An 11,741-nucleotide genomic window follows, 5' to 3' on the forward strand; every position below is an offset into this window, starting at 1 on the left:
AAATGATGTTTATTGCTGCATTCATCCCTGTATTCATTGTTGGCTTTATTATTCTTGCTATTATGGAAGAGAAAAAGAAGAAAAAATAACTTTTCGACTTTTTATATAAATTGAATTTATCTAGACCTACCAATAATTGATGTTGGTAGGTCTTTTTATTTTTAAAAATAATTTTTTGAAAATTGTAAATTGACTCTATAAATAGACAATGGTAAGATATTTCTTATTAATCCAATCGGAATAATAAATTATTGGAGGGGACAAAGATGAAAAGAATGAAATTAGGATATTTTTTAACAGGTTTTGGACATCATGTTGCGAGTAGTAGACATCCTGAGTCTATTAAAAAGGGTGGTATGAATTTAGAGAAGACAATTGAACTGGCGAAGATTTTGGAAAAGGCTAAGTTTGATTTCTTGTTTGTATCAGACAGTTTATATGTTGATAAGAAGACACATCCTGATATGTTTTCATTTTTCGAACCTTTATCACTTATGTCTATTGTAGCTAGAGAAACGAAGCATTTGGGTCTTATTGTAACGGGTTCAACGACATATTCTGAACCGTTCAATTTAGCAAGAATCTTTGCTTCTTTAGATCATTATAGTAATGGTAGAGCTGGTTGGAACATTGTTACTTCTGGAATTAATGCGACTGCATCAAATTTTAATGGAACAAATAATGTGGATCATGATTTAAGGTATGAGCAAGCGGATGAATTTGTAGAAGTTTCTAAACAGTTATGGCATTCATGGGAAGATGTGAATCCTGAAAAGTTACATGATGAGGGTAGATTATTGCCTAATTATCAACCTAAGACGATTGATTATAAAGGACGATTTTATAGCGTGAAAGGTCCGTTAAATATTGAACAACCGCCTCAAGGTCACCCTTTACTTGTGCAAGCAGGTTCTTCTAAGAAAGGTATTGATTTTGCTGCTAAGTATGCAGAAGTCGTGTTTACCGCTCAAAATGATGTGGATGCAGCAGTTCGCTTTGCTGAAAATTTAAAAAGTAAAGTTAAAGAAAAAAGAGGCAATCACCAAGACGTTGTGATTATGCCAGGAATATTTCCGTTTATTGGTGAAACGAGAGAAGCGGCAGAAAAAAATTATAACGAATTACAAGATTTGATTCCTAAAGAAATGGGATTAGAATTATTATCTTCTTATTTAGGGGATACAGATTTAAGTGGATATGAATTAAATACACCGTTTGAGGATATTGAAATCGATCAAGGAAACAATATTCAAAGTCGTGTTGATTTGATTAAAGAAACAGCTAAGAAACATCATTCTACACTTGAAGATGTTATGAAACATGTAGCTGGTGCAAGAGGGCATCATATTATCGTTGGGACTCCTGAAGATGTTGCAGATAGAATGGAGGAATGGTTTACGAAAGGTGCCGCAGATGGCTTTAATATTATGGCACCACTCAATCCTACACAATTCCAATTATTTGTAGATAAAGTGGTTCCAATATTACAAGATAGAGGGTTAGTGCAAGAAGATTATAGCGAAGGAACATTACGAGAAAAAATTGGATTAAGTTATGCTAAGCAACATAATTAAGAACGATTAAAACAGTTAAAGCTGTTATTCTTCTGAAGAGGTGGTCATCAATATGTATGTAGCTTTTACACTTGTTTCATGTGCATTCTTTATCGGTATTGTCGCTTGGTATTCTTACTATAAGACGAAAAATACAGTAAATAGTTCTGGCGGATTTTTCTTAGGTGGCAGAGGGTTAACCGGCGGATTTATCGCAGGTGCCTTAATTCTTACTAATTTATCTGCCGAGCAATTAATAGGATTAAACGGACAAGGTTATCAGAATAACTTATCAAGTATGGGATGGGAAGTAACAGCTGGATTTTCAGTCATTGTATTAGCGACTATTCTATTACCCAAATATTTAGGAGGCGCCTTTACGACGCTTCCTGAATTTATAAATACACGTTTCGACCATCAAACGAGATTATTAATTGTCGTGTTATTTATGGTGGGTTATGGTTTCATTACCATTCCTTCAGTACTGTATTCAGGCTCTTTAGCTGTGATACAAATTTTTGATATACCGAATATGTTTGACATTACGTATGAACAATCCATCTGGATTATCGTTTGGGTGATTGGTATTATCGGAATGCTGTATGCAGTTCTTGGTGGATTAAAAGCAATTGCCATTTCAGATACATTAAATGGTATCGGATTGTTGATTGTCGGGGTACTAGTACCGATACTTGGATTTATTGCACTTGGCGATGGCAGTATGTTAGCGGGCATGAAGACGATCGCTACAGAACATCCAGAAAAGCTTAATTCAATCGGTTCACAACAAGATGATGTGCCCTTTGGTTCGATTTTTACAGGTATGATTTTTGCTAATTTATTCTACTGGGGTACGAATCAATATGTGATTCAAAGAACACTCGGTGCGAAAAGTTTAGCAGAAGGTCAAAAAGGTGCGTTATTTACAGGATTTCTTAAAATTCTTGTACCATTCTTAATGATGATACCAGGCGTTATCGCATATCATTTATACGGTTCAGGATTAAAGAATATGGATTTAGCTTATCCAACTTTAACAAAAGACGTCTTTCCAACATTTTTAAATGGTTTCTTTCTAGCTGTACTATTAGGTGCCGTATTCTCAAGCTTTAATGCGTTGCTCAATAGTGCATCAACATTGTTTGTTTATGATATTTATAAAGTACTCATCAATAAAGAAGCGACTGATAGACAAATGATCAGAGTGAGTCAATGGTTTGGCGTAATCTTGGCGCTTATCACATTCTTTATTTCACCAATGTTAATGAATGCACCACAAGGCTTATGGACAATCATTCGTCAGTTTACAGGATTTTTCAATATACCTATCATCGCAATTGTACTGGTAGGGATATTTTCTAAAAGAATTCCAGCTATCGGACCTAAAATTGTGATCATATCACATGTCATTGTTTACTATTTACTCATATGGGGCTTGCCAATGTTTTTCCATTATGAGATGACGATAAATTTTATTTACATACAAGGATTATTGTTTGTCGTTGAAGTCCTTTTAATGATTGTTATTGGAGCAATCAAGCCATTAAGTACACCATATCAATTCAAACCAAATCCTAAAGTGGATATGACACCATGGAAATACACCATTCCAGTGACAGTAGTCTTATTTGGGTCAATGATATTCACATTCATATTATTCTCGCCAATAGGATTAGCCTCACAGGAGAATATCGTTTCACCGTTGTTCTGGCCAATGGTCGTAGCACTTGTTATAGTAGTGGGCGTTCTGTATTACGTCAGTCTAAAACAATGGTCACATAAATACGAATCAACCCTAAAGCAGCAATACAATAAACAACTCAAAGAAGAATTAAATATAGAACAGCAAGGAAATGTTTTACCGAATAGCTTAGAACAGTCGATAAAATGATGAGAGATAGTGTGGTAATATATATAGTGTAACTTTACTTGTATAAGTTCAGAAAAATGTATTAAAATTTAGGAGCAATATAAATAACCATCAGGCTCCGGTTAGAGGACTGATGGTTAAAAAGTAAAGGCTCACAGGTGGATTGTGAATACCAAACGAACCTTAATAGGTGTAAGCTAACTATACTGCGAATATAGTTAGCTTATTTTTTATGCCATTTTTTCCATTGGTAGTATTGATACATGATATTAATCTTAGACTTCAATTTATGATCGTGTCTTAAAAAAGCAGAGCTTCTCCAAAAGTGTTTCCAACCTTTCTTTGTCCAATTATCAAATGTAAGAAACTGACCCCTTGTTCGCAGTGATTTTGGTTTATTGAGATAGAATACATTTTTAATTAAGCCGACACCAATTAATGGTCGATAATTATTCTTTGCGCTATATGGTTCTAAAGGAATGTTGATTAAAGCATGTTTGAACATCTTAGTCCAAGTCTTCGGATTTTCTTTTCGATATATACGCATCGCTTCCTGTAAATCATTAGGCAATTGATAGTTCAGAACACGTTCATCCAAGCGTTTAACTTTTACATAAAAATACATTTTAGACACAGATGAAAATTACCTCCGAGTGAAAATTAATACCATAATTATACAATAGAAATATAAGGAAGGTCTAACAAGAATGTATGGAGAGAAGGGGGGTGTTGAAGGTCTGAATATTGCAAGTTGGGAGTGACAAGCAATGTTGGAGGTGTGAATATTGCAAGTGGGGAGTGACAAGCAATGTTGAAGGTCTGAATATTGCAAGTGAGGTGCGACAAGCAATGTTGAAGGTCTGAATATTGCAAGACCTGCCGAAAGAAGATAATGGCATCATATGTTAAAATAACAGTAATTAAAATGAATGCTACTAATGTTGAATAATGATAAACAGAATACCTCTATTGACGCCAATCGTACCTATTGTTAGCAATTATGCGATTTAAAGAGCGTTAGGTGTTAATAACTAAAAGAACATAGAAAATAGACAAAATATACCAAATTATGATATTATGTAAATGAAAAAGGACAACGTGCGCTAACACGTTGCCCGATGAGCCCGTTCGAAAGACGGTGACCATAGTTGATTAAAAAAAGTAACCATTTAACTGGTCAAAGTTAGAGATGGTTACTTTTTTTTGCTTAATTTCACAATTGTAATGACTAAGCCAATTAAGACTACGATAAAAGTACCGAAATCTATCATCAGCTTAATTGCATCGACAATTGGAATCACAAAAGGCGTCTCCTTTCTAAAGATTTTGTAGATACTTTCATAAGCACCACCTCACTCTATACTGAGATTAGCCACCATCAATCCAACTTACTCTGTTATATTATACCAAATTACCAGTATTTGTAACATAATTTTAGTTGTTATAGACATAATATTACGGATTATTGTATAATTTAACTATAAAATGGCGACGTACACTAACACGTTGCCCAATGAGCCCGTTCGAAAGACGGTGGCTAGTTAGTTGATAAAAAAAGTAACCATTTAACTGTCCAAAGTTAGAGATGGTTACTTTTTTGAATGTTGCTAATTAATATTAAACCAATGATTGATATGACAACCATTAGAATTTCATAATCAGTCATTCTACTACTTTCAAGGAGCAAAAACCAACATCATAGGCATCACCCTTGAAATAGAGATTAGCCACTATCTTTCGAACTTGCTTATATTAATATAAAGATAATATCAATTATGCCGTAAACTTGATTAATAGTTGGGAATGGTTATTTTTTTGTAATAATTTAATGCTCATAGCGCAAATTAAAGAGTATTTAATATAATTTGTTTAAAGTACAAGAAGCGGGTGATTAATAATGAAAGTGGTTCATACTAATGACATCAATAAACAAGTACTCATCGATTTGTTTATTGATAACTGGGGAGATGATGAAATGGTTGTCTCTTCAGGAACTTATCAATTATCAGATTTACCTGGATTTGTTGCGTTCGATGAAGCGGAAATAATCGGTGTGATTACATATATAATAAGAAATGATCAAATAGAAATTATTTCATTGGATAGTTTTAGAGAGAATGTAGGAATAGGAAGTCAATTGTTGAAAAAGTTAGAAGAAATATCTGAGGAAAAGGATATAACAAAAATTTCAGTCATAACGACAAATGATAACTTAAATGCTTTGAAGTTCTATCAAAAAAGAGGATATAGCATCAAAAAAGTCATACCAAATGCAGTAGAAAAAGCAAGAAATCAAAAACCATCTATCCCACTACTTGCAGAAAACGGGATTCCAATTCGAGATGAAATAGTGTTGGAGAAATATTTGTAGAGAATTGAAAAGTCTAGAACAATGATGTCCTAGACTCTTCCCTACGCCTCTATGATATATCTATATATTTCGTCTTTTACAGGTGATTCCATAGATAATGTCATTGTGACGATATTTTGTTGTTTAGCGTTTGGCATGATTGTTTGTTCTGCTGAATCTTTAATGTAGTGGGCTTTTCCCAGGTAATAAAATTCTTTTCCGTCTGCCACGTCTTCTTTCTTTACAAAGATATACATGTCTATATTATTTTCTTGATGTGCTAAGATTTTTTGGACTTCTTTTGATTTTAATGTACGATTACTTCTTGTAAACCATTTGAGTTCATCAGGGCTTAGGAATTCGTCTTCGTACTTTGTATTATCACTGATATCATCTTGTTTATGATATGTAATGAAAATTGGTAAAGTATTATTTCCGAATTTATAGCCGTTAATTGTTCCGGACTCATCAGATTTCCAGTTTAGTAATTTAACGAAGTCTTTTCTTGTATATTTGTTATATAGTAGTAGACCGTTTTGGTTATCGTGATGTACCATGTTATTGTATTTAGCTAATTCAATAATGTCATCAACGTATGTTTTGAACTCTGTTTTTTCTAATGCTGCTGAAAATGTATCGGTCAGTCTAACTTCATCATCGATTATGTTGATAATAGGGTTACCATATGTTTTGTTTATTGTAACGCTAAAGAAACGATGGTCTAAAATTTTCAAGGTTGTCTGAATGTCATCGTTTGTAACGTTTGAATCAATTTGTTGTGCAATTGGTAGTAGCTCATATATTTTATGAGGTCTTCTAATAATGGCTTCTAAAATTGTATAATCAACATTTTTTAAGCCTGGTGCGATTTCTCGAGACAAGAACGTTAAGTTGAGACTTTCATTTTTAGTTAGTGTGTCTTCAATTTTCTTGAATCTGACTAGGAATTCATGATAGTTATTATAAGTACTGTCACTAGAATATATCACGCTAGGATCTATAGAATTCTGTCTAATGAAATCCATTAATAATGGCGTTCGACCAATTCTTTGTTCAACTTCATTAAAAGCCTGTTTAATGTGAGTTGCTGAACTCAAGTTGACTTGTTTCAGTGAATCATATATTTGTTTCTTAGCTACTTCTTCAAAGTTGATAGTAGAAACACCTGTTAATGCAGTATTATCTGCTATAAATCTTCTATAATTATCTTTATTTTGTGATTGGTCACCAGATAATGCGACTGGAATGAGGTAGTTTTTCTTATAGTTACCTATGAAATCAATAACCGTTAAATATTCTTTGTTTTCCGCTTTTCTCAAGCCTCTACCAAGCTGTTGAATAAAGATAATACTTGATTCTGTCTCTCTTAACATGACAATCTGATTTACAGGTGCGATATCAATACCTTCGTTAAATAAGTTAACGGTAATAATGTAATTGATTTCTCCTGATTTTAGTTGTTCGATTGCTTCTTGTCGTTTATCCATGTTGTCTTCACCAGTCAATGCAAGTGAAGGTACGTTAAGAGCAGTTAATTTATTAGCGAGCTCCCATGCTTCATCTTTTCTACTTACGAAAATAAGTCCTTTAAGCGTATCACCAGAATAACCATAGTATTGTGTCTTTTCTAGAATATGTTTAACTCTTTCATCAGAAGTTAAATCCGCTAAACTACTGTAATCATCTGTAGATTGACCATTAAGCACATAGTCTGTGACACCAAAATAATGGAAGGGACAGAGTATTTCACTTTCCAGCGCTTTTTGTAATCTAATTTCATAAGCAATGTTGTAATCGAACATTTCAAATATATTTAAATTATCGGTTCTTTCAGGTGTTGCGGTCATCCCAAGTACAAAATCAGGTGTAAAGTAATTGAATACCTTTTGATATGATGAGGCAGCAGAGCGATGCGCTTCATCGTAAACGATATAATCAAAGTATTTTTCATCAAACTGCCTAAAAACATCTTCTTTTGATAATGTTTGAATCGTTGCAAATAAATATTTAGCGTTAGTATTCTTTTGTTTCCCTGTTAATAAGCCAAAGTCCTCATCTTGTGCTAATGGCAGTACTTTTTTAAATTCTTGAATAGCTCTTTTTAAAATACCTTCATTATGAACAATAAATAGAAATTGATTAGGGTTGTAACTTCTCACATCTAATGCAGAGAGAATTGTTTTCCCTGTACCAGTAGCTGAAATAATCAGTGCTTTATCTTTATGCTCTTTTCTGAGTTCAGCTAATGAGTGTAAAGCTTCTTTTTGCATAATGTTAGGTTCGATTCTAACTGCTTCATCAATATTTCTTTGGATTTCATTTTGTTGCTCAGTAATACGATATGCTTCTTTTAAATTACGCGCATTATATGTCTTCTCATAATCTTGAATCCATTCATCAGAAAGAGGCGTACTATTATGCCATAGTTCATCAAATTGAGCCTTAACATTATAAACAAGATCGCCGTTCTTTTGCGTAGAAAGTAAGATATTATGTTCGTAGTTTACTTTTAAAGCATTAGAAGTTAAATTAGAGCTTCCGACAATCATGGATGAATAATGTTCATGGTCAAATACATAACCTTTAGCGTGAAATCCACTAACACCAGTTAATTTTACATCTACATTTTTAAGCTTTAATAATTCTTTATACATTTTAGGCGTGTTGAACCCTAAATAATTCGAAGTAATAATTTTACCTCGAACACCTTTTTTGCCTAAATCATATAGATGAGATTTTAAACATGCTAATCCACCTTCTGTGATAAAGGCGACTGAAATCGTGAATGTCTTACATTTATGCAGTTCATTAATAATAGTTGAAAGTACATTTTCTTCATTATTATTAACCAATAATTTCGGCATGAAATTACCTTTATGTGAAATTGTACGATCTATAAACCCTTTGTGTAGCGACTGATTAAAGTCTTCTAATAAATTGTTCATATTTATACCTCATCTACAATGATTTTGACAGCAGGTATATCGGCCGGTGCCCATTCTAAAGTTTCAAGATCTTTAACATCAAGCCATTGAATACTTTTATGTTCAGTAAGTGTAGGCATTTTCTCTTTCAATTTACATTTATATGTATGAAGGTTAACAATTCCAAAGTCATATTCATAAGAAGTAGAAGTAACTTTATCACCAACTTCAAGATCACATAACATTTCTTCACTGATCTCTCGTTTTAAAGCTTCTATTTCAGATTCATCTTTTTCTATTTTACCGCCAGGGAATTCCCACATAAGAGGTAAACTCATATTTTCATTTCTTTGTGCACAAAGTACCTTATCATCATTAAAGATAATTGCACCTACAACTTCGATTTGTTTTTTCAAAATATTACCTCCAAAAATTATGATATTTGTCTATATTTTATCAAAAATTGTTCTCAAGGTTAATAAAATGTAAAATTACGATCCATAAAAATTCAACTTTAGATAATTTCCAGTGATTTATTATATGAAAACTAAGAATATGATATATTCTTAATAATTAATGACATTTGTAATGTTTACTAAAGGCGGTTATGTTTTGAAGAAGCAAAGATTAAAGTTGAGTACGCTTGTGATTATTGTGGTTTGTATTGTGGTGTTATTTTCTTTATTAATTACGTGTTTATTAATCAGTAATACGATTAAGGATACGATTCATAGTACGACAAAGGAGAAGGCAGAGGTTATTGGTAAGGCGATTGCTGGTTCTGAGGTTGTGCAGAAGTCTTTGGCTGAGGGTAGTGATGATCGTAAGATTCAAGATTATACGTCTAAGATTCAAAAAACAACGGACGTGAGTTTTATTGTTGTGATGGATATGAATGGAATTAGAAAGTCTCACCCGAATGAGAAATTGATTGGTAAGCATTTTAAAGGTGGCGATGAAGGGGATGTCTTACATGGTAAGGCTGGTTCGTCTATTGCAAAAGGGACGCTTGGTTTAACGATGCGTGCTTTCACGCCTATTTATGCTGATGGTAAACAAGTGGGTGCGGTATCGGTTGGTGTGCCAATGCAGACGGTGTATGAAGCTTTAGCAGATGGTAATAAGAAAATTATGATTGGATCTGTGATTGGTTTAATTGTAGGTGCTATTGGCGCGTATTTATTATCGATTTATATTAAGCGTATTTTGTTAGGACTTGAACCTTCACATATCGCGAAAATTCTAGGTGAACGGAATACGATGTTACAGTCTGTTCATGAAGGGATTGTGGCAGTTGATAAAGATGGCAAAATTAATTTGGTTAATAAGTCTGCAATGGATATTTTTAAGAAAGCAGGTCTAAAAGGAGATCCTATAGGTATGCCAATTAATGATTATATGGCTTCGACGCAATTACCTAAGATTGTTGAGCTTGGAAAGCCTGAACTTGATAAAGAACAAGATATTAACGGTGTGAAGATATTGGTTAATAGAGTACCGTTAATTGTGAATCATGACATAGTAGGTGCGATATCAACGTTTAGGGATAAGACGGAAGTGCATAAATTATCGGAGCAGTTAGTAGGTGTTCGGACGTATGCAGATACGTTAAGAGCTCAATCGCATGAATTTAGTAATAGATTGCATGTAATTTCTGGTATGTTGCAGATGGAACATTACGACGATTTAAAACAGTATATACGCGAAATTGTTGAACTTGGTAGTCAAGAAAGTGGAGATATCACATCGAAGGTTAAAGATGCAGCGTTAGCCGGTTTCTTAATTGGTAAGCTTAGTCTGGCACGCGAACAACAAATCAAGCTTTCTATAGTTAATCATGCTACGATACCAGAACCGAAAGATTCACATGTTACACATGAAGTAATTACAATTATCGGTAATTTAATTGATAATAGTATAGACTCATTAGTATCATCATCACTTAAAAAGAAAACAATTGACGTACACTTAAACTATAAACAGGATCAGTTAATGATAGATGTAATAGATTCAGGTGTAGGACTCAATCATGAACTAGATGAACATATATTTGAAAAAGGCTTTTCTTCTAAAGGAGAGAATAGAGGATATGGTTTGCACCTTGTTCAACAAAGTGTTGAAAAGCTTGATGGTCAAATATCAATTAATGCGCATGAAGCAGGAAATGTACAGTTCTCAGTTGTTATAAACTATCCGAAAAAGGACGAAGATAAATGTTAAATATACTTATAGTTGAAGATGATCCAATGGTTGCGCAAATCAATCGTCAATTTATAGAAAAAATAGATTCTGAAGCATTAGTTGATTTTGCACAGAATGTAACAGAAGCAATGGAAGTCATTCAGTCAAAGACGATCGATTTATTATTGTTAGATATATACATGCCAGAAGAAAATGGCTTAACTTTTTTGAAATATGTAAGAGAGCAAGGTTATCAAGTAGATGCGATACTGATAACAGCTGCTACAGATGCTGAAGATATTCAGACAGCCTTCAGATATGGCGCGGTAGATTATTTAATTAAACCATTTGAATTTGAAAGATTTAAGAAGTCTTTACTTAAATACAAACAAGGACAGACTTTCTTTAAAGGTAATCATCAAATTAAACAAGCAGATATTGATGCAGAGTTCTTGAATAAACAAGTTGTTACAGATGATTCAGAACTGAAATTACCAAAAGGTGTCACAAAAGAAACGTTACAAAGCATCATTGAGAAGATGAATGACTTTGAAGATCATGCATTTTCAACAGATGATATTTCTAAAGCAGTTAATATTTCAAGAGTATCTGTAAGAAAGTATTTAAAATTCTTAACAGATATTGAAGTACTGGAAGAGTCTTTAACATATGGTATTGGCCGACCGATCTACTTCTATAAGTTAAACAAAGACAACTTAAAACATTTACAAGGATATATGTCATGATATATCTCAATAAAAAACCAAACGATTCGGTTCGTTTGGTTTTTTTAATTACAAAAAGATAATTAAAATTTCATAAGCTATAATTTTTGGTTGCGTTTTCATAAAATGAATTTATAT

At 33.1% G+C, this 11,741-nt stretch carries 9 protein-coding genes; 5 read left to right on the forward strand and 4 right to left on the reverse strand.

What is annotated here, in order from left to right:
- The first annotated feature begins 266 nt into the window (after window positions 1-266).
- Together MHH94_RS00865 and MHH94_RS00870 are read left to right on the forward strand one after the other, a co-directional pair.
- Window positions 267-1,574: an LLM class flavin-dependent oxidoreductase gene (locus tag MHH94_RS00865; RefSeq protein ID WP_340839299.1), complete on the forward strand. Its 1,308-nt coding sequence runs from the start codon at window positions 267-269 to the stop codon at window positions 1,572-1,574.
- Window positions 1,575-1,626: 52 nt separating this feature from the next.
- Window positions 1,627-3,444 (forward strand): solute:sodium symporter family transporter, encoded by a 1,818-nt coding sequence (locus MHH94_RS00870; RefSeq protein ID WP_084756173.1) that lies wholly within the window; start codon window positions 1,627-1,629, stop codon window positions 3,442-3,444.
- Between the two features lie 202 nt (window positions 3,445-3,646).
- On the opposite strand, the gene MHH94_RS00875 is transcribed toward MHH94_RS00870, so the two are convergent.
- Both MHH94_RS00875 and MHH94_RS00880 read right to left on the reverse strand, forming a co-directional pair.
- Window positions 3,647-4,048, reverse strand: coding sequence for a DUF7679 family protein (locus tag MHH94_RS00875; protein ID WP_436878776.1), 402 nt, complete (start codon window positions 4,046-4,048; stop codon window positions 3,647-3,649).
- Window positions 4,049-4,616: 568 nt separating this feature from the next.
- Window positions 4,617-4,724 (reverse strand): putative holin-like toxin, encoded by a 108-nt coding sequence (locus MHH94_RS00880; RefSeq protein ID WP_445668857.1) that lies wholly within the window; start codon window positions 4,722-4,724, stop codon window positions 4,617-4,619.
- Window positions 4,725-5,320: 596 nt separating this feature from the next.
- On the opposite strand from MHH94_RS00880, the gene MHH94_RS00885 reads away from it, so the two are divergent.
- Window positions 5,321-5,794 (forward strand): GNAT family N-acetyltransferase, encoded by a 474-nt coding sequence (locus MHH94_RS00885; protein ID WP_119469352.1) that lies wholly within the window; start codon window positions 5,321-5,323, stop codon window positions 5,792-5,794.
- Between the two features lie 41 nt (window positions 5,795-5,835).
- Here the strand turns inward: MHH94_RS00885 and MHH94_RS00890 are convergent, their stop codons facing one another.
- The gene (locus tag MHH94_RS00890; RefSeq protein ID WP_340839300.1) at window positions 5,836-8,718 is read right to left on the reverse strand and encodes a DEAD/DEAH box helicase; all 2,883 of its coding nucleotides are present in this window, start codon (window positions 8,716-8,718) and stop codon (window positions 5,836-5,838) included.
- A 2-nt stretch (window positions 8,719-8,720) separates the two neighbouring features.
- Window positions 8,721-9,113, reverse strand: coding sequence for a (deoxy)nucleoside triphosphate pyrophosphohydrolase (locus MHH94_RS00895; RefSeq protein ID WP_058591948.1), 393 nt, complete (start codon window positions 9,111-9,113; stop codon window positions 8,721-8,723).
- A 196-nt stretch (window positions 9,114-9,309) separates the two neighbouring features.
- On the opposite strand from MHH94_RS00895, the gene dcuS reads away from it, so the two are divergent.
- Together dcuS and MHH94_RS00905 are read left to right on the forward strand one after the other, a co-directional pair.
- A complete protein-coding gene (gene dcuS, locus MHH94_RS00900) occupies window positions 9,310-10,917 on the forward strand; it encodes a DcuS/MalK family sensor histidine kinase (RefSeq protein WP_340839301.1) in 1,608 nt (535 codons plus the stop codon).
- Entirely contained in the window at window positions 10,911-11,624 is a 714-nt protein-coding gene (locus MHH94_RS00905) for a response regulator (RefSeq protein ID WP_340839302.1), read from the forward strand. The genes dcuS and MHH94_RS00905 overlap by 7 nt, the downstream gene beginning before the upstream one ends.
- Window positions 11,625-11,741: the final 117 nt, after the last annotated feature.

Origin of the sequence: Mammaliicoccus sp. FSL K6-3158 (assembly GCF_038005105.1) — a bacterium.
Lineage (GTDB): Bacteria > Bacillota > Bacilli > Staphylococcales > Staphylococcaceae > Mammaliicoccus > Mammaliicoccus sciuri.